The organism is Paraburkholderia sp. J8-2 (genome assembly GCF_905220195.1).
In the GTDB taxonomy this organism is placed as follows: domain Bacteria; phylum Pseudomonadota; class Gammaproteobacteria; order Burkholderiales; family Burkholderiaceae; genus Paraburkholderia.
In genome coordinates this window covers 59879-84893 of sequence record NZ_CAJMZA010000014.1, presented here as the reverse complement: position 1 = coordinate 84893, position 25015 = coordinate 59879, and the positions used below count along the sequence as shown (strand labels likewise).

At 63.8% G+C, this 25015-nt stretch carries 20 protein-coding genes and 2 tRNA genes; 15 read left to right on the top strand and 7 right to left on the bottom strand.

The window, feature by feature from the left end; translation table 11 throughout:
- Positions 1–324: 324 nt before the first annotated feature.
- Positions 325–1734, bottom strand: a complete 1410-nt coding sequence (locus U5A52_RS26260; RefSeq protein WP_321914246.1) for a hypothetical protein — start codon at positions 1732–1734, stop codon at positions 325–327.
- A gap of 208 nt (positions 1735–1942) precedes the next feature.
- Positions 1943–3052: a porin gene (locus tag U5A52_RS26255; protein ID WP_321936794.1), complete on the bottom strand. Its 1110-nt coding sequence runs from the start codon at positions 3050–3052 to the stop codon at positions 1943–1945.
- Between the two features lie 367 nt (positions 3053–3419).
- Between U5A52_RS26255 and U5A52_RS26250 the strand changes: the two genes are divergently transcribed.
- A complete protein-coding gene (locus U5A52_RS26250) occupies positions 3420–4193 on the top strand; it encodes an SDR family oxidoreductase (RefSeq protein WP_321914247.1) in 774 nt (257 codons plus the stop codon).
- Between the two features lie 81 nt (positions 4194–4274).
- Positions 4275–5987 (top strand): long-chain fatty acid--CoA ligase, encoded by a 1713-nt coding sequence (locus tag U5A52_RS26245; protein ID WP_321936745.1) that lies wholly within the window; start codon positions 4275–4277, stop codon positions 5985–5987.
- A 126-nt stretch (positions 5988–6113) separates the two neighbouring features.
- Here the strand turns inward: U5A52_RS26245 and U5A52_RS26240 are convergent, their stop codons facing one another.
- Positions 6114–6476: a hypothetical protein gene (locus U5A52_RS26240; RefSeq protein WP_321914249.1), complete on the bottom strand. Its 363-nt coding sequence runs from the start codon at positions 6474–6476 to the stop codon at positions 6114–6116.
- 249 nt (positions 6477–6725) lie between these two features.
- Here U5A52_RS26240 and U5A52_RS26235 point away from each other — a divergent pair, with 249 nt between their 5' ends.
- From U5A52_RS26235 to oxlT, 8 genes are all read left to right on the top strand, one after another.
- Positions 6726–7445: a GntR family transcriptional regulator gene (locus U5A52_RS26235; protein WP_321936744.1), complete on the top strand. Its 720-nt coding sequence runs from the start codon at positions 6726–6728 to the stop codon at positions 7443–7445.
- Between the two features lie 343 nt (positions 7446–7788).
- Entirely contained in the window at positions 7789–9537 is a 1749-nt protein-coding gene (oxc, locus tag U5A52_RS26230; protein ID WP_321914251.1) for an oxalyl-CoA decarboxylase, read from the top strand.
- A gap of 45 nt (positions 9538–9582) precedes the next feature.
- The gene (gene frc / locus U5A52_RS26225) at positions 9583–10833 is read left to right on the top strand and encodes a formyl-CoA transferase (protein ID WP_321914252.1); all 1251 of its coding nucleotides are present in this window, start codon (positions 9583–9585) and stop codon (positions 10831–10833) included.
- A gap of 168 nt (positions 10834–11001) precedes the next feature.
- A complete protein-coding gene (locus U5A52_RS26220) occupies positions 11002–11436 on the top strand; it encodes a PAS domain S-box protein (protein WP_321914253.1) in 435 nt (144 codons plus the stop codon).
- An 18-nt stretch (positions 11437–11454) separates the two neighbouring features.
- Positions 11455–11712, top strand: a complete 258-nt coding sequence (locus U5A52_RS26215) for a hypothetical protein (protein ID WP_321914254.1) — start codon at positions 11455–11457, stop codon at positions 11710–11712.
- A gap of 164 nt (positions 11713–11876) precedes the next feature.
- Complete coding sequence (locus U5A52_RS26210; RefSeq protein ID WP_321914255.1) at positions 11877–13445, top strand: Re/Si-specific NAD(P)(+) transhydrogenase subunit alpha; 1569 nt, start codon at positions 11877–11879, stop codon at positions 13443–13445.
- A 9-nt stretch (positions 13446–13454) separates the two neighbouring features.
- Positions 13455–14849: an NAD(P)(+) transhydrogenase (Re/Si-specific) subunit beta gene (locus tag U5A52_RS26205; protein WP_321914256.1), complete on the top strand. Its 1395-nt coding sequence runs from the start codon at positions 13455–13457 to the stop codon at positions 14847–14849.
- A gap of 109 nt (positions 14850–14958) precedes the next feature.
- Positions 14959–16284, top strand: coding sequence for an oxalate/formate MFS antiporter (oxlT, locus tag U5A52_RS26200; RefSeq protein ID WP_321936743.1), 1326 nt, complete (start codon positions 14959–14961; stop codon positions 16282–16284).
- A gap of 25 nt (positions 16285–16309) precedes the next feature.
- Here oxlT and U5A52_RS26195 read toward each other — a convergent pair whose 3' ends face one another.
- The 3 genes from U5A52_RS26195 to U5A52_RS26185 form a co-directional block, all read right to left on the bottom strand.
- The gene (locus tag U5A52_RS26195) at positions 16310–16615 is read right to left on the bottom strand and encodes a hypothetical protein (protein WP_321914258.1); all 306 of its coding nucleotides are present in this window, start codon (positions 16613–16615) and stop codon (positions 16310–16312) included.
- Between the two features lie 176 nt (positions 16616–16791).
- Positions 16792–16878: transfer RNA gene (locus tag U5A52_RS26190), tRNA-Leu, on the bottom strand.
- 175 nt (positions 16879–17053) lie between these two features.
- Positions 17054–17140: transfer RNA gene (locus U5A52_RS26185), tRNA-Leu, on the bottom strand.
- Between the two features lie 394 nt (positions 17141–17534).
- Between U5A52_RS26185 and rnr the strand changes: the two genes are divergently transcribed.
- From rnr to U5A52_RS26160, 5 genes are all read left to right on the top strand, one after another.
- Entirely contained in the window at positions 17535–19997 is a 2463-nt protein-coding gene (gene rnr, locus U5A52_RS26180) for a ribonuclease R (RefSeq protein WP_321914259.1), read from the top strand.
- 216 nt (positions 19998–20213) lie between these two features.
- On the top strand, positions 20214–20957 hold the full coding sequence (rlmB, locus tag U5A52_RS26175; RefSeq protein WP_321914260.1) for a 23S rRNA (guanosine(2251)-2'-O)-methyltransferase RlmB: 744 nt from the start codon (positions 20214–20216) through the stop codon (positions 20955–20957).
- A 117-nt stretch (positions 20958–21074) separates the two neighbouring features.
- Entirely contained in the window at positions 21075–21770 is a 696-nt protein-coding gene (rpiA, locus tag U5A52_RS26170) for a ribose-5-phosphate isomerase RpiA (protein ID WP_321914261.1), read from the top strand.
- A gap of 765 nt (positions 21771–22535) precedes the next feature.
- Positions 22536–23129 carry a hypothetical protein gene (locus tag U5A52_RS26165; RefSeq protein WP_321914262.1) on the top strand — a complete coding sequence of 198 codons (594 nt, stop codon included), beginning with the start codon at positions 22536–22538 and terminating at the stop codon, positions 23127–23129.
- Positions 23130–23202: 73 nt separating this feature from the next.
- Entirely contained in the window at positions 23203–23814 is a 612-nt protein-coding gene (locus U5A52_RS26160; RefSeq protein ID WP_321914263.1) for a hypothetical protein, read from the top strand.
- Positions 23815–24052: 238 nt separating this feature from the next.
- Here U5A52_RS26160 and U5A52_RS26155 read toward each other — a convergent pair whose 3' ends face one another.
- Positions 24053–24787: a Crp/Fnr family transcriptional regulator gene (locus U5A52_RS26155; RefSeq protein ID WP_321914264.1), complete on the bottom strand. Its 735-nt coding sequence runs from the start codon at positions 24785–24787 to the stop codon at positions 24053–24055.
- Between the last annotated feature and the right edge of the window lie 228 nt (positions 24788–25015).

Genomic DNA, 25015 nt, shown 5'->3' with positions numbered 1-25015 from the left:
TTGTCGCGATCTCATGCACGTGTCGGCATTGCGTTGTGTGGCTTGGTTGTATCGCTTGGAGCGGCCCCCCCGTAACGGGCCGTGCGCGAGCAGTGTACGCCCGGCGTTAAACATTTGCATGCTTCTTGACTACACCCCGTAGTAATCCCTGGGAAGTTCGGCTATATGCGAAAGCATTTTGTTTTAATCGTAATTAAAACGTAATGAATGTGCAGGTAATTAAATGAGCGAATGCATTAAAGGGATGTCGATGAACCAAAGCAAACGAGCGGGCATTGGCCCGCTCGTTTGCCTTGAAAAATCACACGATGCCTGCCGCGCGATTTAGCTGCGAAGCAACCAGCCGATGGCGCGCGAGACGACGTCGTGCCATTCGCCCATTTGCGTCTGGCGCAGGACCGTTGCCGCGCTCATCCACGGCGTGCGTGCACCCGTGCGGCCCCAGCGCCATTCGCCGGTCGGGTTGACGAGCACGGCGGTGGGTTTGCCGAGCATTGCGCTCAGGTTTGCGGCGACGGCGTCCACGCTCAACACGACGTCGAGCTGCTCGATGCAGGCCGCCGTGTCGGCAAAGCTCGCAATGCCGGGCCCGTAGTGACTCACCGCGCCACGGGGCGTGCCGTTCGCCAGTTCGGCGGCGGGGTGGTGCAGGCTGACGAGCTGCACTTCGCGCGTGAGCGCGGGGTGGGTCGTCAGGCGCTCGATTTGCTCGAGCGGTACGCTGCGCAAGCCGGCCCAGCAACGCTCCTTGCTGCCGACTTCCGGGGCGTGCTGTTGCGCGCAGTCCCAGAACAGGCCGACGAGGCGTTTGCCTGGCGCGCGCGCACGCAACGTTTGCGACCACGTGGACGCCCGTTCGCGCGCTGCCGCGGGCGCACGCAGATAAGCGTCGAAATACGGTTGGGGCCGCGGTGAATCAGCGGCGGCGAGCAGTGGCAGATGGAGCAGTGTGGCCTGCAGCGTCGGCGCGAATGCCTTGATCGTGTCGTGCGTTTCGGGCGGCAGGGGCGCGCTCTGCGCAAGCGGGCGCGCGGTGCCAAGCACGATGCAGCCGGGCAAGGAAGCCTGCATGAGACCATGTATTGCGTGGTCGCACGTGAGCATGATTTCGGCGCCCGCGTCACGCCACTGGCGCACGGACGCGAACAACAGGAGCTGGTCGCCAAAGCCCATCTGGTGCGTCACGAGCACGCGTTCGCCGCGCAGGTCGCGTTGGCCGCTCCACATCGGCGCTTCGGCGTAGCGATAGTTGCCGCTGTCGCTGCGATTGCGTTCGAGCCAATGTGTGAACCCGCGCGTGTCGCCGAGGCTCAGCAACGCTTCGGCCAGCCACTTGCGCGCCCTTAGCGCGTCTCGCGAGAGGTCCGCCGGATGGCGGCTCAACGCGGTTTCGAGGTGGTCGATGGCGCGTTGCGTTTCGCCGCTCAGGTAGAGGTCGCGTCCGATCCGCGCTTCGCAGAAAAGCGGGCCCCACGGTAACGACTGATGCGCGAGCCAGTTGGCGGCTGCCTCGGCGTGACGCCCGCGCAGGCGCAACGCGCGGCCTCGCGCATGGATGAACCCGCGGTGCTCGGGGGCGAGCGCGAGTCCTTTGTCGGCCCAGGGCAGCATCTGCTCGTCGCGCCGCGCTTGGACCAGCGTTTCACAGATCTGCATGAGCAGGTCCGTATTGTCGGGCGCGTGCGCGTGGGCTTCGAAGGCTGCGAGAAGTTTTTCCTGGGCGGATTGGGACATGGGGCGGCCTGACGTCGAACGTTTCTGGGAGACAGAAAAATTCTATCGACGCCATCCTGCAGGGGAATCAGACGAATCTGAGATATCGCGGGACTGGCGCTGTCGGGGCGCCGCTCACGAGAATGGGCGCAAAAAAACGGCGGCGCTGCGCCCGAAAGCGCGGCGCCGCCGCTGTGCCGGTAGTCAGACCCGGCGATGCAATCCGCTTTTAGAAGATGTTGCGGAAACCGACTGCGACACCGGTCTGATTGTTGCGGCCCGGGAAGTCGGCGGTTGCCGAGCCGGTGCCGCGCATGAAGTCGACCGTGCCATACACTTCGGTGCGCTTCGACAGCGAGTATTCGGCCAGCAGCACGGCCGAGTAGCGCACGCCGGTGCTGAGCGTCACGCCGTCTTCGTTCAGGCCGTTCTTGGCGTGGTCGTAGTAGTACGCTGCGGTCAGTTGCAGCGGCGAGGTGACCTGCCACGTGGCGCCGGCATAGAGGCCGTTGTCGATGCGGTTGGTTTTCGTCACGGGCGTCACGAAGTTGATCGCCGCGGGCGAATTCGCAGCCGCCATGTACTGGTCCACCACGCCCGTGTTGTCCTGGCCCCACAGCCAGCCGCCGTACAGGTGAACCGAACCGAGCGCATAGACCGCGCCGAGGTTGGCCACGCGGTACTTGTTGTTGTGCGCGTCGCTGTTTTGCTGGTAGCCCGCGAGCAGCTGGACCGGACCGGCCGCGTAGGTGGCCGTGAAGCCGTACATGTTGCTCGCGCCGACGCTGCCCGCCACGCCGCCGAAGCTGTACATGCCTTCGACTTCGAGGCCGCCGAACTTGCCGTCGTACTTGACCGAATTGTTCTCGCGCAGGCCATAGCCGAGTGCGCCCGGCAGCCAGCCGTCCTGGTCGAAGTTGCCGACGGTCAGCGGGTCGAAGGTGTTGCCGAGCTGATCGAACAGCGGGGTGTTCTGACGGCCCATCGTGACCGTGCCGTACTTGTTGCTCGATACCCCGACGTACGCCATCCGGTTGAACAGCGTATTCGAGCTCGCCAGTTGGCCGTTCCAGAGGTTGAAGCCGTTTTCGAGGCGGAAGACGGCGGAGAGGCCGCCGCCGAGGTCCTCGGAGCCCTTCAGGCCCCAACGGCTGCCGGTGATCGGGCCCTGCGTCATCTGCAGTTCGTTGTCGTTGTGCGCGTTAGCGTTCGTGAGGTAACGGATGCTGGTGTCGACGATGCCGTACAGCGTGACCGAGCTTTGCGCGAAGCTGTGCTGGCAAGCGAGAGCGAGGGCAACGCCGCCGATGGCCGATGCAATCTGGGTATGTCTCACGATGGGATCCTTTTTCTTCTGCTGCGTGTTGTAAGTTGTTCGGACCGCCGGGGTACCGGGGCCGTATTTCGTGTGTGCCAAGCCAGTGGATGCTGACCGGGGGCCGATGATAGACGCTCGATAAAAGGCTGAAAACGCTGGCTGTCGCGCGATTGCAACGGTTGCGCGTGCAAGTATCTGCCGCTGCATTTCGTTTCTGAGACAACTCAGGCCGCATAGAGCCGGACACAAAAGCACAAATGTTATTTAATGAACGGTCGTGCTTTTCCCTATTTTCGTGGCTGGCGGGCCCCGCTAGAATCGTCGGCATCTCATCGCGTTCCGCAATGCGGAACTTCGGCCGGTCGACAGACATCAAGGAGACGAAAGCATGCGGGTCAGGGAAATGTTCGAGCTGGGTGGTCAGGTCGCACTCATCACCGGCGGCTCGCGCGGGCTGGGTTTGCAGATGGCGCAGGCGCTAGGCGAGATGGGCTGCCATGTGGTGATTACCGCGCGCAAGGCCGACGAACTCGCCGAGGCGGCGAGCCATTTGCAGGCGCTCGGCATCAAGGCGACCACGATCGTGAGCGATCTGCAGCGCGCCGAAGCCGTCAAGCCGCTCGTGGACGAGACGCTCGCGGCCTGCGGTCAGATCGACATCCTCGTGAACAATGCGGGCGCTACGTGGGGCGCCCCGGCGGAGGACTACCCCGACGAGGCGTGGCACAAGGTCATGAACCTGAACGTGAACGCGCCGTTCTTCCTCGCGCGCGAAGTGGGCAAGCGCAGCATGATCCCGCGCCAGCGTGGCAAGATCATCAACGTGGCTTCGATTGCCGGGCTGAAGGGCTCGCTCGGGCCCATGCAGACCATCGCGTACAACACCTCGAAGGCGGCGGCCATCAATTTCACGCGCGCGCTGGCGGCCGAATGGGGCAAGTACAACATCAACGTGAATGCGATCTGCCCGGGCTTCTTTCCCTCGAAGATGTCGGCCGGCCTGCTCGACAAGCTCGGGCAGGTGGTGATCGACCATACGCCGCTGCACCGTCTCGGCGACGACGACGATCTCAAGGGCGCCGTGGTGTTTCTCGCGAGCCAGGCGTCGCGGCATATGACGGGCCAGTATCTCGCCGTCGATGGCGGCGCGAGCATCGTCTGATTTCGCATGGTACGTGGCGTCACGCCGCTGCGCGCGGCTGGCGGCCGCGTGCTTCACCAGTCTTGCCCGACGGAGCTTGCCATGTCCACGTCTGCCCCGACGCATTCCGTAAATTCGCCTTCCTCGAGATCGCCCCATTGGCCCGCGCAACTTTCGCCGCATCTGAGCATTCCGCAGACGAACCTTTTCTATAACGCGGAGGTCTCGGCGGCGCGCTATCCCGACAAACCGTTTATCGTCTTCTACGACACGCCCGTTACGTTCGCGCAGTTCAAGGACGAGGCGGAGCGTGTAGCCGGGTATCTGCAGCAAGAGTGCGGCGTGAAGGCCGGCGACCGCGTGCTGCTCTACATGCAGAACAGCCCGCAATGGGTCATCGCTTACTACGGCATCCTGCGCGCCAACGCCGTGGTCGTGCCGGTCAATCCGATGAACCTCACCGACGAGCTCGCGCACTACGTGGAAGACAGCGGCGCGACGACCGCTTTCGTCGCACAGGATCTCTATGCGCGTATTGCGCCGCTCGTGCAGGAAGGCGAGGGCGATGGCCTCAAGCACCTGCTCGTTGCGACGTATAGCGACTATCTGAAGTGCGAGCCGTTTTCGCCGCCGCCCGAATTCGTGAGCGCGCCGCGCTGCGTCAGTGGTCCGGGTGTCGCGCACTGGGCCGACGTGCTCGAGGCGCGCTGCGTGCCCGGCGCGCTCACCGCCGGCGCCGACGATCTCTGCGTGATGCCGTACACCTCGGGCACCACGGGCAAGCCCAAAGGCTGCATGCATACGCATCGCAGCGTGATGGCGACAGCCGTGGGCGGTTGCAACTGGTTCGGCAGTAATCAGGATGCCGTACAACTTTCCGTGTTGCCGCTCTTTCACGTAACAGGCATGCAGGGCGGCATGAACAGCCCGATCTACAACGGCTCGACCGTGGTGTTGCTGCCGCGCTGGGATCGCGACGCCGCGGCGCGTGCGATCGAGCACTACCGCATCAACGGCTGGCAGGCGATCTCGACGATGGTGGTGGACTTCATCTCGAACCCGCGCATTCACGAGTACGACTTGTCGAGCCTAGCCTGGATGCGCGGCGGCGGCGCGACAATGCCCGACGCGGTGGTGAAGAAGCTCAAGGATCTGACCGGGCTCGACTTCGTCGAAGGTTACGGCATGTCGGAAACCATGGCGGGCACCCATATCAATCCGCCGCAGCGTCCCAAGCCGCAGTGTCTCGGCATTCCGGTGTTCGACGTCGACTCGCGCGTGGTCGATCCGATTACGCTGGAGGAGGTGCCGCCCGGCGAATCGGGCGAGCTGATCATGCATGCGCCGCAGGTGATGCAGGGCTACTGGCGCAACCCCAAGGCGACGAGCGAAGCGTTCATCGAACGCGACGGCAAGCGCTTCCTGCGCACGGGTGATCTCGTACGGCGCGACGAGGAAGGCTATTACTTCATGACCGATCGCCTCAAACGCATGATCAACGCGTCGGGCTACAAGGTCTGGCCGGCCGAGGTCGAAGCGCTGATGTACCGGCACCCGGCGATCAACGAGGTGTGCATCATCGGTACGCAGGACGCGCGCCGCGGCGAGACCGTGAAGGCGGTCGTCGTACTCGACCCGAAGCAGGTCGGCAGCGTGAATGAAGACGACATCATCGCCTGGGCGCACGACAACATGGCGGCCTACAAGGCGCCGCGCATCGTGCAGTTCGTCGAGGCGCTGCCGAAATCGGGCAGCGGCAAGATTCTGTGGCGCAAGCTGCAGGAGGAAGAGGCCGAGGCCCGCAGCAACACCTGAGCGCGCCGGCCTGCCCAGTACCCCTTAGTTGTCCTTCAATACCGAACCCGTCTGGATAGCGCGGTAGCGCGCGACGAATCCAGACGGGTTTCGTCTTTTTCGGGCTCGCGCATGCGTGCGCAAGTGTTACGCGCCTGCGAGCGCGGGCAAACCGCCTTCGCGCCAATCCTGCTCCATGGCGGCGGCCATCCCCCATTCCTGCGAACTGCGTGGGGCGGGCGCTGCCAGCGGCCACTCGCCCGGTGCCTGCGCGTTCTTGCGAGCGAGAATCGCCTCGCACAGAAATTCCATGCTGTACGCCTTCAGCAGATGCGGGTGATTCGCCTCGATATAAGCGGCGACGCGCGCATGTTCACCGGCGACCGAGGCGAGCGAGTAGAGCGTGCGCGCGTCCCAGCGAAACCGCAGGCCCAGTTCGGCAAATGCCGTATTGAACGCGCACAGTTGCGCTTCCAGTTGATGATCGTGGCGGGTGTCCAGGTGGCTCATGGCTGTCTCCTCGTGTCGAGTACCGTGAAGCAAGAGTAGAAGCGCCAATGAATAAACGATAGTTAAAGTTTTTTTAGAAAAATATAAGTAGAAAGCTATGTATTGAGGGCAAACCCGCGAATCGTGAGAAATGCGCGCCGGTTACGCGTAAACCCCGCTTAGTCGCGAGCGTTCTGCTGATATATTGTATTGGAAATATGAAATTCCCCAGCAGTAACGGCTAAACAGAACGTTGGAGACAAACGACCGATGTCCGCCGAAAGAGAATTCGTCACCGCGATGCCCCCGGTCACCTTGACGCTGGAGCCGATCAACGCGACCGCTTCGCTGCGCGATCAGGCTTACGCGAAGCTCAAGCAGGCCATTGCCGAAACCGACATCTACCGCTCGCGAGATGAGATCCGTCTGGATGAGAAGGAACTGACCGAAAAGCTGGGCGTGAGCCGCACACCGGTGCGCGAAGCGATGACGCTGCTGGAGCAGGAGGGCTTTCTACGCACGGTGCCCCGTCGCGGTGTTTACATCTTGCGCAAGACGCGCAAGGAGATCGTGGAGATGATCTATATGTGGGCCGCGCTCGAAAGCATCGCCGCGCGCCTGGCCACCCAGCGCGCTTCGGACGACGACATTGCAGGTCTGCGGCGCATGTTCGCGACCTTCGGCGATTCGACGCCCTCGGACCACATAGAGGAGTACTCGGAGGCGAACATCATGTTCCACCAGTCGCTGGTGGAGCTTTCGAAGTCGCCCATCATCGTCGACACCATCAAGAACATCTTCATGCATGTGCGCGCGATCCGGCGCATGACGATCGCGCAGAGCGATCGCGCGTCGCGCTCGATCGTGGAGCATATGCGCATTATCGAAGCGCTCGAGGCGCGCGACACCGAGCGCGTCGAGCAGCTCGTGCGGCAGCACTCGATAGAACTCGCGCTGTTCGTGGAAGCCAACTGCGATTTTCTGGACTGAAGCGTAGCGTGCGCCGTGTCGAGCCGCCGATATACATCGGCTCGGCGCATGAGTCAGCGGCATCGATCCGCGGTTCGTTTGAATGAGCGTCGCGATGCTGAAAGAAAAGTATGGAGTCCGTAACAAATTCGTTGGGACGTTTGGGTTGATTGAAAGAACTCGCCCATGGTGTGCCGCATCAAAGTTTGCCGCTTTGCGAGCGATCGCGTGAGCCGGCATCGGGGCAGCGCGGTGCGACGCAGTGCAGCAAACGTAGCATCCGTAAAAAAACGTCTTGACTAATATTGTGTGTGGAATATTGTATATCACGAATCACACTACGCCCCGCCAAAGAGGAGACGTCATGGCAGAAGCAGGCATCAACGAGGCACAGCAGAACCCTGTGCCGCAAGCGCAGCAAACGACCGATGGTTTTCATCTCGTCATCGACGCGCTGAAACTCAACGATATCGACACGATCTTCGGTCTCGTCGGTATTCCGATTACCGATCTCGCGCGTCTCGCGCAGGCCGAGGGCATGCGCTTCATCGGCTTCCGGCATGAGCAGAACGCCGGTAACGCCGCGGCCGTGGCGGGCTACATGACGAAGAAGCCGGGCATCTGCCTGACCGTTTCCGCGCCGGGCTTCCTGAACGGCCTGACGGCACTGGCCAACGCGACCACGAACTGCTTCCCGATGATCCTCATCAGCGGCTCGAGCGAGCGCGAGATCGTCGACCTGCAGCAGGGCGACTACGAAGAGATGGACCAGCTCAACGCCGCGAAGCCCTATGCCAAGGCTGCGTTCCGTGTGCTGCACGCGGAAGACATCGGCGTTGGCGTGGCGCGTGCGATTCGCGCTGCGGTCTCGGGCCGCCCGGGCGGCGTGTATCTCGACCTGCCGGCCAAGCTGCTCGCGCAGACCATCGACGCCGTGAAGGGCCAGCAGTCGCTCATCAAGGTGGTCGACGCCGCGCCGCGCCAGATTCCCGCACCGGACGCCGTGCAGCGTGCACTCGACGTCATCAGGAATGCGAAGCGTCCGCTGATCCTGCTCGGCAAGGGCGCCGCCTACGCCCAGGCCGACGCGCAGATCCGCGCACTGGTGGAAAAGAGCGGCATTCCGTATCTGCCGATGTCGATGGCCAAGGGTCTGCTGCCCGACACGCACGAGCAATCGGCATCGGCCGCGCGCTCGTTCGTGCTGGCCGAGTCGGATGCCGTGGTGCTGATCGGCGCGCGCCTGAACTGGCTGCTCTCGCACGGCAAGGGCAAGACTTGGGGCGCGGAAGCCGGACCGAAAAAGTTCGTGCAGATCGACATTGCGCCGACCGAAATCGATAGCAACGTCGCCATCGAAGCGCCCGTGATCGGCGACATCGGTTCGTGCGTGGAAGCGCTCGTTGCAGGCCTCGGCAACGACTTCCCGAAGCCGCCGGCAGAGTGGCTCGATGCGGTGGCCGAGCGCAAGAACAAGAACCTCGAAAAGATGGCCGCGACGCTCGCGAAGAATCCGTCGCCGATGAACTTCCACAGCGCGCTGCGCGCCATCCGCGACGTGCTCAAGACGCGCCCCGACATCAACGTCGTCAACGAAGGCGCGAACACGCTCGACTACGCGCGCAGCATCATCGACATGTATCAGCCGCGCAAGCGCTTCGACTCGGGCACGTGGGGGATCATGGGCATCGGCATGGGCTTCGCGGTCGGCGCAGCGGTGACGAGCGGCACGCAGGTCGTGGCGATCGAAGGTGACAGCGCGTTTGGCTTCTCGGGCATGGAACTCGAAACGATCTGCCGCTACAACCTGCCGGTCTGCACGATCGTCTTCAACAACAACGGCGTATATCGCGGCACCGACGTCAACCCGAGCGGCGGCTGCGACGTCGCGCCCACGGTGTTCGTGAAGAACGCGCGCTACGACAAGATGATCGAGGCCTTCGGCGGCATCGGCTATCAGGCGACCACGCCCGAAGAGCTGACTAGCGCGCTGCTCGAAGCCATCGCGTCGGGCAAGCCCACGTTGATCAACGCAGTCATCGACGAATCGGCCGGGACCGAAAGCGGTCGCCTCACGAATCTGAATCCGCAAAGCGCGGCCATGAAGAAATAAGCCCCCATCGATCAGGTAGATCAGATAGACCAGGAGATACGAGAAATGAGCAAGCCCCTCGACGGAATCAAGATCATCGACTTCACGCACGTACAGGCCGGTCCCGCTTGCACGCAGATGCTCGCGTGGTTCGGCGCGGACGTGATCAAGGTAGAGCGCCCGGGTTCAGGCGACGTGACGCGTTCGCAATTGCGCGATATTCCCGGCGCAGACGCGCTGTACTTCACGATGCTCAACAGCAACAAGCGCTCGCTCACGCTCGACACGAAGAAGCCCGAAGGCAAGGAAGTGCTGGAAAAGCTGATTCGCGAGTCGGACGTGATGGTGGAGAACTTCGGCCCCGGCGCGCTGGACCGCATGGGCTTCACGTGGGAGCGCATCAACGAACTGAACCCGAAGATGATCGTCGCTTCGGTGAAGGGCTTCAGCGAAGGCCACCACTACGACGACCTCAAGGTCTATGAGAACGTCGCGCAATGTGCAGGCGGCGCAGCTTCGACCACGGGCTTCTGGGACGGTCCGCCCACGGTCAGCGCGGCGGCGCTCGGCGACAGCAACACCGGCATGCACCTCGCCATCGGCATTCTCACGGCGCTGATCGGCCGCGACAAAACCGGCAAGGGCCAGAAGGTGGCCGTGTCGATGCAGGACAGCGTGATCAACCTGTGCCGCGTGAAGCTGCGCGACCAGCAGCGCCTGGACCGCGTGGGCTACCTCGAGGAATATCCGCAGTATCCGCACGGCTCGTTCAGCGACGTGGTGCCGCGCGGCGGCAACGCAGGCGGCGGCGGCCAGCCGGGCTGGGTGCTCAAGTGCAAGGGCTGGGAAACGGATCCGAACGCGTACATCTATTTCACGGTGCAGGGCCACGCGTGGGAGCCGATCTGCCGCGCACTGGGCAAGCCGGAGTGGATCGACGACCCGAACTACAACACGGCACAGGCGCGCCAGCCGCATATCTTCGACATCTTCGCGACGATCGAAGCCTGGCTCGCCGACAAGACCAAGTACGAAGCGGTCGACATTCTGCGCAAGTTCGACATTCCGTGCGCCCCGGTGCTCAGCATGAAGGAAATTGCGGATGACGCTTCGCTGCGCGCTAGCGGTACTATTGTCGAAGTGCCGCACAAGGAGCGCGGCTCGTACCTCACGGTGGGCAGCCCGATCAAGTTCTCGGACCTGAAGCCGGAGATCACGGGTTCGCCGCTGCTCGGCGAGCATACCGACGAGGTGCTGGCCGGCCTCGGCTACACGCCGCAGCAGATCGCGGCGCTGCACGAGACGCGCGCAGTTTGAAGTCCGCTGTGCGTTCCCCAAGCTGAACGCAGTACGTAGAAAGCGGGCGCGGCCAACGCCGCACCCGCGCAATACTGCAATACCAGACTGGCAGGCAGGACGCCGCGCGGCATGAGCAATGCATGCCGCGCGACGACGACAAACGACTTACCCCACATAGTCATCGCCATGCAATCCGCCATCGATTTCGAGCAGCTCGCAAACGCCATTGGGGACGCCATTGTCATCTCCGACGCAGCAGGCGACATCACATACTGGAATCCGGCGGCTACGCGCATGTTCGGCTATACGCAGGAAGAAGCGCTCGGCAAGACGCTCGACCTGATCATTCCCGAGCGGCTGCGCGGGCGCCACTGGGAGGGCTATCACAAGACGATGGCGACCGGACAGACGCGCTACGGCAACGACGTGCTGCGCGTGCCGGCCGTGGACAAGGCGGGCAAGGCGCTTTCCATCGCCTTCACCGTGGCGCTGCTGCACTCGCCGCAGGGCGAACTCAACGGTATCGTCGCTGTGATTCGCGACGAAACGGCGCGCTTCCAGGAAGAGCGCGCGCTCAAGAAACGCATCACCGAACTCGAAGCACAGGCACAGCAATCCTGAAACCTCGGGAGCTCTTCGATGCACACCGAAAGACTCGGACATTTCGAGGTCGAACTCTCGGCCCGTCAGATGATCCACAACGGCGGCTGGGCTGCGTTCGCCGCCATTCACGCGGTCGAGGCCGCTGCCGATGAACCGGCGGCCGCTGTTTTGCCCCGTCAATGGGTGGTCGACGAAACCGTATTCGAAAGCGAGGCCGCCGCCATTGCCGGTGCGCGCGAGGCGGCGATCGCTTATCTCAAGAGCGGCAATTCGCCCACACTGGGCGTGTCATAGGGCAAAGCCCTCATCGAGCCGCGGCACAAAAAGCATTCCAACATCAGCAGGAGACGTTTCATGAAGTCGTGGCTACGCTTTCGGCGCGCCAGATGCATTGGCGCGCCGCCGATTCCGTTTGTTTGCGCCGCGGCGCTCCAGGTTGTGAAGCACGGAGGCGCATCATGGCGATGACAATTGCGGTCCCCCGCGAGACATATGAAGGCGAACGACGCGTAGCGGCGACGCCCGAAAGCGTCGCACAACTGATCAAACTCGGTTATGCCGTGGAAGTCGAAACGGCAGCGGGTGTGAGCGCGTCCTACCCGGACGACGCCTACCGCGCGGCAGGTGCGCGCGTCGTGGACGATGCGCACGCGCTCCTGAGCGCCGCGGATATCGTCATCAAGGTGCGCCCGCCTTCGAGCGATGAGGTACTGCGTCTCAAGCCGGGCGCGACGCTAATCGGCTTCATCTGGCCTGCGCAAAACGCGGCGCTGCTCGAGCAACTGGCGGCGCGCGAGGTCACGGTGCTCGCGATGGATTGCGTGCCGCGCATCTCGCGCGCGCAGAAGCTCGACGCCCTGAGCTCGATGGCGAACATGGCCGGCTATCGCGCGGTGGTCGAGGCGGCCCAGCATTTCGGCCGCGTTTTCACAGGGCAGATCACGGCGGCCGGCAAGATGCCGCCCGCCAAGGTGCTCGTGATCGGTGCGGGCGTGGCCGGGCTGGCCGCGATTGGCGCCGCGCGCGGTCTTGGTGCAATTGTGCGCGCGTTCGATACGCGCCCCGAAGTCGGCCAGCAGGTCGAAAGCATGGGTGCGGAGTTCCTGAGCATCGACATCGAGGAGGAGGGCGGCGGCTCAGGCGGGTACGCCAAACAGATGAGCGCGAAGTTCATCGAAGCGGAGATGGCGCTTTTCGAGGCTCAGGCCCGCGAGGTCGACATCATCATCACGACGGCGCTCATTCCGGGCAAGCCGGCGCCGCGCTTGATCGACGCGAAGACGGTGGCGTGCATGCGCGCGGGCAGCGTGGTCGTCGACATGGCGGCCGAGCAGGGCGGCAACTGCGAACTCACGCGAGCGGGCGAAGTCGTGAATGCGAACGGCGTGACCGTGATCGGCTACACGGATCTGCCAAGCCGGATGGCGAACCAGTCGAGCCAGCTTTACGCGACCAACATCCGCCATCTGCTGACCGATCTCACGCCCGCGAAGAACGGCGAACTCGAACTCGACATGGACGACGTCGTGCAGCGCGGCACCACGGTCATGCAGCGCGGGCAGGTGTGCTGGCCGCCGCCGCCGGTACAGGTCAGCGCCGCACCGCAGGCGTCTGCGCAGACGAAGCCCGCTGTCGCCGCGACCGGCCACGCGAAAGAAGACACCGCGCAAGCCGCTCGCCGCAATGGCGCCTGGTCGCTCGCGGCGCTCGTCGCGGCCGCGTTGCTGCTGCTCGCGCTCGGCGCGGTCGCGCCGCCGGCGTTCGTCGCGCACTTCACGGTGTTCGTGCTCGCTGTGTTCGTCGGCTATCAGGTGGTCTGGAATGTCACGCCCTCGCTGCATACGCCGCTCATGAGCGTGACGAATGCGATCAGCGGGATCATCGTGATCGGCGCGTTGCTGCATCCGGGCAACGCCAGCACGATCGTGACCGTGCTGGCGGGCATTGCGCTCGTCGTCGCGACCATCAACATCGCGGGTGGCTTTCTCGTCACCCAGCGCATGTTGAAGATGTTCCAACGGACCTGAGGAGACGTCATGCTCAATGGAATCGGCAACATGGCGTGGCTCGGCGCGGCAACGCTCTTCATTCTCAGCCTGCGCGGGCTGAGTCATCCCGCGAGTGCGCGGCGCGGCAACCTGTATGGCGTGACCGGCATGGTGATCGCCGTGCTCGCCACGCTGCTCGTCACCGGTGGCGCGGGCCTGCAGATCGCGCTCGTCGCCGCGCTGGTTGGTGGTGGGCTCGGCGCGATTCTTGCGCGCCGCGTGGAGATGACGCAGATGCCGCAGCTCGTCGCGGTGCTGCACAGCTTCGTCGGCCTCGCGGCCACGCTGATCGCCTTCGCGAACTTTCTCTCGCCCCAGGCCGCGATGAGCGGCGTCGAGCGTGCGATTCACGACACCGAGATCTATGTCGGCGCGTTCATCGGCACGGTCACGTTCAGCGGCTCGATTATCGCGTTCCTGAAGCTGCAGGGCACGGTGAGCGGCAAGCCGCTCGTGCTGCCCGCGCGGCATTTGCTCAACGCAGTGGTGCTGGGCGCGTGCATCGCGATCGGGTATCGCTTCGTCAGTGCTCCTGATGGTGGCGACGCGCTGTACGCGCTCATCGTCATGTGCGTGCTGGCGGCGGCGCTCGGCGTGCATCTCGTGATGGCGATCGGCGGCGCGGACATGCCCGTGGTGGTCTCGATGCTCAACAGCTATTCGGGCTGGGCGGCAGCGGCAACGGGCTTCATGCTCGATAACGATCTGCTCGTCACGACGGGTGCGCTGGTGGGATCGAGCGGTGCGATTCTCAGCTACATCATGTGCCGCGCGATGAATCGCAGCTTTGTTTCGGTGATCCTCGGCGGCTTTGGCGCCGTGAGCGCCACGGCCAGCGCGACACCGGAAGGTGAGGTCGTAGCGACCACCGTGGACGAAGTGGGGTCGCTCCTGCGCGACGCTCAGGAGGTCGTGATCGTGCCGGGCTATGGCATGGCGGTGGCGCAGGCGCAGGGCACCATCAGCGAGATCACGCGGCGCTTGCGTGCGCTCGGCATACGTGTGCGTTTCGGCATTCACCCGGTTGCGGGGCGTTTGCCGGGCCACATGAACGTGCTGCTCGCGGAAGCGAAAGTGCCGTACGACATCGTGCTCGAAATGGACGAGATCAACGAAGACTTCACGAGCACCGACGTCGTACTCGTGATCGGCGCGAACGATATCGTCAACCCGGGCGCGCAGGAGGATGCGGGTAGCCCGATCGCCGGCATGCCGGTGCTGGAGGTGTGGAAGGCGCGCACCGTGGTCGTCTCCAAGCGCAGCATGGCGACGGGTTATGCGGGCGTGGACAATCCGCTCTTCTATAAGGACAACACACGAATGCTGTTTGGCGATGCGAAGGGCAGCGTCGACGCGTTGCTGCGGCAGCTCGAAGCGGCGTGACATTCAACGTCAGGCGCGGCGAACGAACGTCTGCCGCGCCGGCTGTAACGCGGGAAAGAGTCGATGGCGCAAATCCCGCGGGCAATCACTACGGATGGAGACAGACAACGTGGTACACACCGATCGTATCGAAGGCGGCTACACGTCCCGGTGGCACAACCGCTGGGTGCAGCTCGTGGCGGGCATTCTCTGCATGGGACTCGTGGCGAACCTGCAGTACGCGTGGACGCTCTTCGTCGTGCCAATGGACGCACGGCATCACTGGGGGCAGGCTGCGATCCAGCTCGCCTTCTCCATTTTCATCGTGACGGAAACCTGGCTCGTGCCCGTGGAGGGCTGGCTGGTCGATCGCTTTGGCCCGCGCCCCGTGGTGATGGGCGGTGCGTGCTGCGTGGCGCTCGGCTGGGTGCTCGATGCGTGGGCGCCCGCGCTGCCGGTGCTCTACGTCGCGGCGGTGATCTCGGGCATCGGTGCGGGCTGCGTGTACGGCACGTGCGTTGGCACCGCGCTCAAATGGTTTCCCGACCGCCGTGGCCTCGCTGCCGGCATGACAGCGGCGGGCTTCGGCGCGGGCGCGGCGCTCACGGTCATTCCGATTTCGAACATGATCCAGCATTCGGGCTATGAGCGCGCGTTCGTGTTCTTCGGACTCCTTCAGGGTGCCTGCATCATGGCGCTCGCCCTCGTCATGGTGCGCCCGAAGCCGCCGGCGCACGCAGCCGGCATGAAGCGCATCGTGGCGACGAAGACCGATTACACGACGAAGCAGATGGTTCGCGCGCCCGTATTCTGGGTAATGTACGCGATGTTCGTGTGCGTGGCCGCGGGCGGCATCATCGCGACGGCGCAGATCGGCCCGATCGCGAAGAGCTACGGCTTCGCCTCGATGCCGGTTACGCTGGTGGCCGCGACGCTGCCGCTGCTCACGATGACGCTCTCAATCAACAATCTCTGCAACGGCTTTACGCGGCCGCTGTGCGGGCTCATTTCGGATCGCATTGGCCGCGAGAATACGATGTTCATCACGTTTCTCGGCGAGGGGCTCGCGCTGCTGGGCTTGCGGGCGTTTGGCCACGACCCCTATCTCTTCGTGCTGTTCTCGGGGCTCGTGTTCCTGTTTTACGGCGATATCTTCTCGAACTTCCCGGCGACCTGCGCCGACACGTTCGGCGCGAAATACGCCGCTGGCAACGCAGGCACGCTCTACACCGCGAAGGGGACCGCGGCGCTGCTCGTACCCGTCGCTACGCTGCTCGCGCTGCACGGCGGCTGGAACATGGTGTTCGATATGGTCGCTTGTGTCGCGATGATGGCGGGCGTGAGCGCGAAGGTGATCTTGCAGCCCATGCGCCGGCGCTGGATCTTTCAGTCGGCAGAGGAGGCGAAGGTTGCCGATTCGGCGTTCATCCCTTCACCGCTGGGGTCGCACGAGTAAGCGCGGTGGATGTCGCGCCTGAGCGTTACGGGCGGGCGGTGCGGTCGTGATCGTGGCGAGCGGTCGCGGCGCGCAACGCCCGCATCATGCGTGCCGCGCCCTGAAGTCGCGCGCGCACGCGTGCGCGCCGTACGCGCCGCATATCGACGCGGGTCTGCTCGCGACGCGGGTCCGTTTCGGCGGCTCGCTCGCTGTCCAGCCCGAGATGCGCATAACGGCCTTCGCTGGCGCTCTTGTCGAGCCAACGCTCCGGCAACCGGGTTGCGAGCAGCCAGGTCGCCGCGGCGCCAAAGCTGACGGCGATGATCGCAGCGACGACAACGAATTCCATTCTGTATTCCTCGATCGGCTTATCCACGGCTCCCGGCAATGTATACCATGAAATATATCGAGTCGTGCCTCCAGTAGGTTCGCCGCAGCAAAATGGAAGCCGGAAAACAAAAAAGCCCGCAATTTGCGGGCTTTTTTGATGAATCCTGTGTGCTGCTAGTTCTGCTTGATGAGACGTGGTGCCCAGGAGAGGACTCGAACCTCCACAGTGTTGCCACCGCTAGGACCTGAACCTAGTGCGTCTACCAATTCCGCCACCTGGGCACGTCTTCAAGCTAGAAGGAAATTATGACGCGATTTAGCGTACTTGTCAATAGATCTTTTCAAAAAAACTTCATCTCGGGAACGCGGCTGCTGCGATTGACGCGATAGCGGGGCAGTTGTACTCACTGCTGCTCTGGAAATGAAAAAGGCCGGCATGAAGCCGGCCTTTTGAATCTGGTGCCCAAGAGAGGACTCGAACCTCCACAGTGTTGCCACCGCCAGGACCTGAACCTGGTGCGTCTACCAATTCCGCCACCTGGGCAAGGTGTCGTTTGCTGTTCAACGTGTTGTGCAGCAAAGACCGAAATTATAGCGGGCCCAGAACGCCTGTCAAGCGTTTTGTGAGAGGCAATCAAGCGCGGCTGCGCGAGCGTTGCCGGGCGCGTGGCGTGGCCGGCCGATCGCGCTGTGAGGCCGCTCCCACGGCTCGTAGGGTGCGATGCGGGTGTTAGAATGCCTCGCAGAAGTTCCGCCGGCACAAGTACGGGGTTCAGGTGCTGCGTGCAGCGTGGCGCACGCAGTGCGAGCGGTCAGGCAGTCCACGTACGGGCCGGCAGATTGCAGCACTCGAAGACGGGGCGCCGCCCGCATGTACTGCACATTCGGGCCGCGCAAAATCCGACGTCCACGCAACGAGAACAACCATCGACAAGCCCTTGAGCAAATATCCGTACCCGATTCCCAGCCGCGAAGAGATTCTTGGCGTGCTGCGGACCAGCGACTCGCCGTGCACCGCGAACGATATCGCCGAGGCGCTCGCCATCAAGCGCCAGGAGCGTGAAGGGTTCTTCAGGCGCCTCGCCGCCATGGAGCGCGACGGGCAGATCCGGCTCGATTCGCGCGGCCACTACCAGCTCGCGCATCCTTCGAATTTCGTCGCCGGGCGCGTGCAGGGGCATCGCGACGGCTACGGCTTCCTCGTGCGCGACGACGGGCAGGACGATCTGTTCCTGCCGCAAGGCGAAATGCAGAAGGTCATGCACAACGACCGCGTGCTCGCGCGCATTGTCGGCTATGACCGGCGCGGGCGGCCGGAAGGGCATATCGTCGAAGTCACCGACCGTGCGAACCGCAGCGTGATTGGGCGCCTGCTCAACGAGAACGGTGCGCTGATCGTCGCGCCGGAAGACAAGCGCATCGGCCACGACATTCTCGTCACGCAGAATCCCAAGAAAGCCAAGGTCGGCCAGGTCGTGGTCGTCGAACTCACCGATTTCCCCAGCCGCCACTCGCAGCCGCTTGGCCGCGTGTTGGAAGTGCTCGGCGATATCGACGATCCGGGCATGGAGATCGAGATCGCCGTGCGCAAGTACGGCGTGCCGCACGAATTCAGCAAGCCCGCGCTCGACGAAGCCGCGAAGCTGCCCGACGCCGTGCGTCCCTCGGACATCCGCTATCGCGTGGACTTGCGCGACGTGCCGCTCGTCACCATCGACGGCGAAGACGCACGCGACTTCGACGACGCCGTGTATTGCGAGCCGATGCAGGTTGGTAAGGGCGAGGGCTTCCGCCTGATCGTCGCCATCGCCGACGTCTCGCATTACGTGCTGCCCGGCAGCGGTCTCGATGTGGACGCCATCGAGCGCAGCACGTCGGTGTACTTCCCGCGCCGCGTGATTCCGATGCTGCCCGAGAAGCTCTCGAACGGGCTCTGTTCGCTCAATCCGCACGTCGATCGCTGCGTGCTCGTGTGCGACATGGTGATCACCGCGCGCGGCGAGATCAAGGCGTACCAGTTCTATCCGGGCGTCATGCACTCGGCGGCGCGGCTCACGTATACCGAAGTCGCGGCGGTGCTCACCAACACCAAGGGGCCCGAGGCGACGCGCCGCGCGGCGCTGCTGCCGCAGCTGCAGAATCTCTATGGCGTGTACAAGTCGCTGTTCGCCGCGCGCCAGAAGCGCGGTGCGATCGATTTCGACACGACTGAGACGTATATCGTCTGCAATGCGCAGGGCAAGATCGAGCAGATCGTGCCACGCCAGCGCAACGACGCGCACAAGCTGATCGAAGAGTGCATGCTCGCGGCCAACGTGTGCGCGGCGGACTTCATGAAGCGCCACAAGCACCCGGGCCTGTACCGCGTGCACGCGGGACCGACGGCCGAAAAGCTCGAGAACCTGCGCACCTTCCTGCGTGGCATGGGCCTTTCGCTCGGCGGCGGCGACACGCCGCACGCGAGCGATTACGCGGCGCTGATGGCGCACATCCGCGACCGGCCCGACGCGCAGATGCTGCAGACCATGCTGCTGCGCTCGATGCAGCAGGCCGTGTACAGCCCGGACAATATCGGTCACTTCGGGCTTGCCTACGAGGCTTACGCGCACTTTACGAGCCCGATTCGCCGCTATCCCGACCTGCTCACGCACCGCGCGATCTACGCGATCCTGCAGGGCAAGAAGTATCAGCCGCAGGCGCCCGAGGGCGTCGAACTCAATACCGCGCTTTCGCCGCGCGCCCGCGCGCTGCAAGCCGAAGACGAAGAGAAGCGCGGCAAGCGCGCCCGCGGTGCCAACACGGCGATCTGGGAAGAGCTGGGCCTGCACTGCTCGGCGAACGAGCGCCGCGCTGACGAAGCCTCGCGCGACGTCGAAGCCTGGCTCAAGTGCTACTTCATGCGCGACAAGCTCGGCGAAGAGTACGGCGGGATGGTGAGCGGCGTGACGTCGTTCGGCATTTTCGTTCAGCTCGATGCGCTCTTCATCGAAGGTCTCGTGCACGTGACGGAACTGGGCTCGGATTACTTCCAGTACGACGAGATCAAGAACGAACTGCGCGGCGAGCGCACCGGCATTCGCTACCGTCTATCGGATCGTGTGCGCGTGCAGGTGAGCCGCGTGGATCTCGATGCGCGCAAGATCGACTTCCGCCTCGTGCGCGATACGCCCGTGAAGCCGGGCGGCAACCGGCCGATGCCGGTCGACAAGGGCGGCGTGGATGGCGGTCCGCGCGTGCGTGCGCTGCCGGGCGGCGACATGGCGCGCCAGAGAAAGGCCGCGCCGGCGCCAAGCGTGGCGGTGAAGGAAGCGCGCGCGGCGCGCGGTGCCGCCAAGACCGCGAAGAAGCGCTCGGCCGTGAAGTCCACGCCCAAGAAGCAGGCGCCGCGCAAGAAGCGTTGAGCGCCGTGCGGGGCGCCAGATGCGCTCCGCCGCCGTTATGTATCCGGGCCGCGCCGTCGTGCGCGTGCCCGGTTTTTTCACTTGCATGCCGCGTCGGGAGTTGCCACACAGGCGCGCGGTTTGCAGATGCCGGACCGCACGACGCGGCCGGCTGACTTTCGTTGCTGGCGGCGCGCTGTTTGCGCCGCAAAACGTTCATCAGGGGTTGTCTCAGTCATGTCACGTCTCAAGGTTCTTTACGGGTTTCATGCGGTGATCGCACGCTTGCGGCACGACGCGTCCACGGTCGAGGATGTCTACTACGATCCGACGCGCCGCGACCGCCGCATGCAGGATTTCCTGCACACCGCGAAGGAAGCGGGCGCGCGCGTGATCGCAGCCGACGAAACGCGCCTCTGGGGGCTCGCGCACACGGAGCGCCATCAGGGCGTCGTGGCCCGCGTGCACGATCTGGCGCTTGCGCAGAACCTCGCGGAACTGCTCGACGGCATCCAGGGATCGCCGCTGTTGCTCGTGCTCGACGGCGTGACCGATCCGCACAATCTCGGCGCCTGCCTGCGTGTGGCCGATGCGGCCGGCGCGCACGCCGTGATCGCCCCGCGCGACCGCGCCGTGGGTCTGAACGCCACGGCCGCGAAGGTGGCGAGCGGCGCCGCCGACACCGTGCCGTACATCACCGTGACGAACCTGGCGCGTGCGCTGCGCGAACTCAAGGACGCGGGCGTGTGGGTGGTGGGCACCGCCGGCGACGCGAGCGCGAGCCTCTATGAGACAAAGCTCGACGGCCCCGTTGCGCTCGTGCTGGGCGCCGAAGGCGAAGGTATGCGCCGCCTCACGCGCGAAACCTGCGACGAAGTCATGCAGATTCCGATGGCGGGCACGGTCGAGAGCCTGAACGTTTCGGTCGCTTCGGGCGTGTGCCTGTTCGAGGCGGTGCGCCAACGCTCGGCTGCGCGCTGATCGCCGGCCGATCGCGCGTTGCCCAGCGCGCGATCCTGTGAGTGCGGGCAGCCCGTGCCCGCATCTCCGGTAAACTATGCGAATTCCGCGTTTTTCTCCTCCTCGGGCTGTACTCCCATGACTCAAGACGAACTCAAGCAACTGGTCGGCCAGGCCGCCGCCGACTATGTCAATGCAAACGTGCCGGAAGGCGCCGTAATCGGCGTCGGCACGGGCTCCACCGCGAACTGCTTCATTGACGCCCTCGCGGCCAGCAAGGGCCGCTACCGCGGCGCCGTGTCGAGCTCGGTTGCGACCACCGCGCGCCTCGAAGCGCACGGCTTCAAGATTTTCGACCTCAACGAGATCGAATCGCTGCCCGTGTACGTGGACGGCGCCGACGAAATCGACGGCGCAGGCGCCATGATCAAGGGCGGCGGCGGCGCGCTCACGCGCGAGAAAATCGTCGCTTCGGTGTCGGACGTGTTCGTCTGCATCGCCGATGCGAGCAAGCGTGTCGACGTGCTCGGCCAGTTCCCGCTGCCCATCGAAGTCGTGCCGATGGCGCGCACCGCCATCGGCCGTCGCGTGACGGCGCTCGGCGGCGTGCCGGTGTTGCGCGTGCAGAAGGACGGTTCGCCCTTTATCACCGACAACGGCAACGAGATTCTCGACGTGAAGGGCTTGCGCATCAGCGATCCGCGCACGCTTGAAGCGCTTGTCAACGCCTGGCCGGGCGTGGTGACGGTGGGTCTGTTCGCCGCCCGCGGCGCGGACCTCTGCCTCCTTGGCGGTGAAACCGGCGTCGAGCGTATCGAATACCGCAAGGCCTGAGCGGTCTCGCGCGAGCGGCACGTTCCACCGGCATTAGTCTGCTTTTGCCTGTGCGTTGCCGCTCTTTTTTCTGGCAGGTCTGCGTGGCCTGCCGAACCGAACATCGCGATTAATCATTAAAAGAAAGCGATTTTCTGTATCTGGTTGTGCGTGCATCTATTTGAAGCCTTTCAATTGGTTTTGAAAGAAAATCCCCATATTCAAGGACATGTCTATTTACTACGTTGAGAACCGCACATAAAACATGCGAATGGCGTAGCAATAGTCTTACTGTCTGAGTTATAAATTCACCGTCCGGCGATGTTATGCAAGCAGTTCGCTAAAAGAGACGTCGAAAGCAACCGGGCAGGGGAAGGGCGGCGCGCGAAAATGCGCAGCGGCCCGAGGGTTTCTGTCGGGCGGTACGCGGGGTAATAATGACAACAGCAGGTGTTGAGCAACTTGTGTCGGACTGCTATGCAATAGGGTCCGTGAAGGTGCGGAGTCTTGCGGGGCATTTCTTTCTGTTCTCCGGATTTTCAATTCTGCATGATCGCCTGATTTACGAAAACACGTAAGGGCGTTCTGCGCGCGATTATTAATCTTGTAATTCCGGTTTAAACGGTCCTCCCGATATCGGGTGGCTCGCGGGGATATTCGCGCGTCGTAAATGCAGTGATTTTATAAGCATTGCAATTGAAATCGTGTTAAATGCGCCCGCGCTATCAGGGGGAGTGCGCGCGCATTCATCCAACGCTCCCCTGTTTTATCAGGAAGACCACAATCATGAAGAAGATTCAGGCCATTTCGCTCGCCGCCATGCTCTCTCTCGGTTCGGCTGCCGCATTTGCAGGCGGTGCCGGCGGTGTGGGCGCGCCGTCGTCCTCCACCACGTCGGCGGTGGGCGCCGCGGGCGTCGGCTTTGGCGCTTCGGCGCTCACGTCGAACTCGACGTCGTCGGTCAACGGCAGCTTCACCTCGGCGCTGACGGTGCCGGGCCATATCGACGCCACGGTGTCGCAAGGCAATCAGTCCTTCTCGAACGCGAGCCTCACGTTCGGTTCGAGCTACACGGCGCAAAACGGCAACTCGCAAACCTACGGCCAGACGGCTAACGGCTACGTCGGCCAGACCGGCACGACGACCACGAACCAGAATTCGTCGACGCTCGGCTTCACGAGCGCGACGCAGTCGGGTTCGCAGAACTTCAATTCGTCGGTGATCAACACGTCGTTCAACGGTTCGAGCGGCAGCTACGGCGGCTCGGGCTTTACGTCGAACGCAACGGCGAACGGCAGCGGCACGGCCAATGCGGACGGCGGCGTCGGCATCGTCGCGGCGGGCGGTTCGGGTTCGCTCACGGGCGGTATGCACTGGTAATCCGAACGGGTCAGCCGTTCACTAGCGCGTCGGAGAGGGGGCGCTGCCCCCTTTTCCGTTCACGGAGAGAAGAATGAGCAAGCTGAAACAAAAAATCGCCGTTGCCGGGGTGTTGCTGTTCGCAGGCGCCGCGTGGGCGCAAACCACGCCGACGATGACGTCGGGGACCACGTCCACGTCGAGCCAGACGAGCACCGTCTCCAATACCGTGGTACTGCCGAGCGGCGGCGCGTCGGACGTGACGTATCACGGTTCTTACGATGTGCGCACGACGCCCACGGTCTATGCGCCGGCCTTGACGGCCTCCGTGACCGAGACCTGCTGGGGCAGTATTTCTGCTGCGGTGTCGGTGGTGGGCGTGGGCGCGACGGCCGCGGGCACCATCAAGGACATGGACTGCAACAAGCGCCTGAATGCGGCCGTGGCGTGGCGCATGGACCGCAAGGACATTGCGTTCAACATCATGTGTCAGGAAGACGACTTCCGCGAGGCGGCCGCGCTCACCGATCATCCGTGCGGCGACAATCGCAAGGTCGCGAAGAACGACGGCGCGCCCGTGCAATTGCGCAACGCCGACACGAGCCCGGATCCGAAGCTGCAGGAGCCGACCGACCCGTTCGTGCGCGAACGCGAGCACCTGCCTGCGTTGCCGCTTGCGCAGGCGCTCGTGCCTTCGGCTCATTGAATCGCGCGAGGCTGAAGAGAAGAGGGCGCGCGCCTGTTCTCTCCAGCTCAAGCGGAAAGACATTATTGATTCGGTATCCTGTATGTTTTCGGTGTCTGCGAATTTGCGTGAACGGTTCCGCGAAAGCGCAGGCAAAGCGAACAGACGCGCAAAAGCGTGCCGCCAGGGCACGCTTTGTTCGGGGACGACTCGCAAGCGAACTCGCGGCGCGAACCGCGAGCGCGCGACGACTACGTACTCACTCGACCGTTTCCGCCTGGTGCAGGCGCGGCAGCAGCCGGTCGAATTCGCGGCGCACGAGGCCATAGCACTCGCAGGCGCGGGCTTCGAGACCTTCGCGGTCGAGCACACGGATATGACCGCGGCTGTGGTGGATCAGGCCTTCGTCGTGCAGCTTGCCGGCCGCTTCGGTAATGCCTTCGCGGCGCACGCCGAGCATGTCGGCAATCAGTTGCTGCGTGACGTTGAGATCGTTGGAAGCCACGCGGTCCACTTCGATCAGCAGCCAGCGGCACAACTGCTTGTTGAGCGAATGGTGACGATTGCACGCGGCGGTCTGTGCGACCTGCGTGAGCAGCGCGTGCATATAGAGCAGCATGAGGCGGCGCAGGAAGTCCGAGCGCGCGAACTGCTGCTTGAGGGCTTGCGCGCTCATGCGATAAGCGAAGCCCGCGCATTGCACCTGCACGCGGTTCGGCATCGTTTCGCCGCCGGTGAGCACGGGCACGCCCGTCATGCCCTCGCGGCCGACCGCTGCGATTTCGACCGAACTGCCGTCTTCCATCGTCGAGAGCAGCGAGACGATCGCCGTAGTCGGAAAGTACACGTGATGAATGCGCTGGCCCGAATCGCAGATCAACTGCTCGGTGCGCAGATGAACGAGTTCGAGGTGCGGGGCGAGAGCCTGCCATTCATGCGACGGGAGGGCGCCCAGCAAATGGTTGCCGTGAAGATCGGATTGAAGGGTTAACATGACTGGTCCTCGTGCGAAGCGGCGCGAGCCGCCTCCTGTTTTTTGATTCCGTACGCCGAACTCGTTGTTGTTTGCCGTTTCCCGTGCGGCTTTTGCGTTCGTCGTGCCGGCCCCATAGTCCCGCTTGTTCGTGCTCTTTCCTGCTTGTTCCTGCTTGTTCCTGCACTTCTTTCTGCGTTTTTTCCTGCGCTCGTTACTGCGTCCCCGCTCTGTCCTGCCCGGTCCCAC

What these genes read in the sequence shown, in the direction of transcription:
- U5A52_RS26260 (WP_321914246.1), bottom strand. Translation starts at nt 1,734, where the DNA reads ATGTCCCAATCCGCCCAGGAAAAACTTCTCGCAGCCTTCGAAGCCCAC.
- U5A52_RS26250 (WP_321914247.1), top strand. Translation starts at nt 3,420, where the DNA reads ATGCGGGTCAGGGAAATGTTCGAGCTGGGTGGTCAGGTCGCACTCATC.
- U5A52_RS26245 (WP_321936745.1), top strand. Translation starts at nt 4,275, where the DNA reads ATGTCCACGTCTGCCCCGACGCATTCCGTAAATTCGCCTTCCTCGAGA.
- U5A52_RS26240 (WP_321914249.1), bottom strand. Translation starts at nt 6,476, where the DNA reads ATGAGCCACCTGGACACCCGCCACGATCATCAACTGGAAGCGCAACTG.
- U5A52_RS26235 (WP_321936744.1), top strand. Translation starts at nt 6,726, where the DNA reads ATGTCCGCCGAAAGAGAATTCGTCACCGCGATGCCCCCGGTCACCTTG.
- oxc (WP_321914251.1), top strand. Translation starts at nt 7,789, where the DNA reads ATGGCAGAAGCAGGCATCAACGAGGCACAGCAGAACCCTGTGCCGCAA.
- frc (WP_321914252.1), top strand. Translation starts at nt 9,583, where the DNA reads ATGAGCAAGCCCCTCGACGGAATCAAGATCATCGACTTCACGCACGTA.
- U5A52_RS26220 (WP_321914253.1), top strand. Translation starts at nt 11,002, where the DNA reads ATGCAATCCGCCATCGATTTCGAGCAGCTCGCAAACGCCATTGGGGAC.
- U5A52_RS26215 (WP_321914254.1), top strand. Translation starts at nt 11,455, where the DNA reads ATGCACACCGAAAGACTCGGACATTTCGAGGTCGAACTCTCGGCCCGT.
- U5A52_RS26210 (WP_321914255.1), top strand. Translation starts at nt 11,877, where the DNA reads ATGGCGATGACAATTGCGGTCCCCCGCGAGACATATGAAGGCGAACGA.
- U5A52_RS26205 (WP_321914256.1), top strand. Translation starts at nt 13,455, where the DNA reads ATGCTCAATGGAATCGGCAACATGGCGTGGCTCGGCGCGGCAACGCTC.
- U5A52_RS26195 (WP_321914258.1), bottom strand. Translation starts at nt 16,615, where the DNA reads ATGGAATTCGTTGTCGTCGCTGCGATCATCGCCGTCAGCTTTGGCGCC.
- rlmB (WP_321914260.1), top strand. Translation starts at nt 20,214, where the DNA reads ATGTCACGTCTCAAGGTTCTTTACGGGTTTCATGCGGTGATCGCACGC.
- rpiA (WP_321914261.1), top strand. Translation starts at nt 21,075, where the DNA reads ATGACTCAAGACGAACTCAAGCAACTGGTCGGCCAGGCCGCCGCCGAC.
- U5A52_RS26165 (WP_321914262.1), top strand. Translation starts at nt 22,536, where the DNA reads ATGAAGAAGATTCAGGCCATTTCGCTCGCCGCCATGCTCTCTCTCGGT.
- U5A52_RS26160 (WP_321914263.1), top strand. Translation starts at nt 23,203, where the DNA reads ATGAGCAAGCTGAAACAAAAAATCGCCGTTGCCGGGGTGTTGCTGTTC.
- U5A52_RS26155 (WP_321914264.1), bottom strand. Translation starts at nt 24,787, where the DNA reads ATGTTAACCCTTCAATCCGATCTTCACGGCAACCATTTGCTGGGCGCC.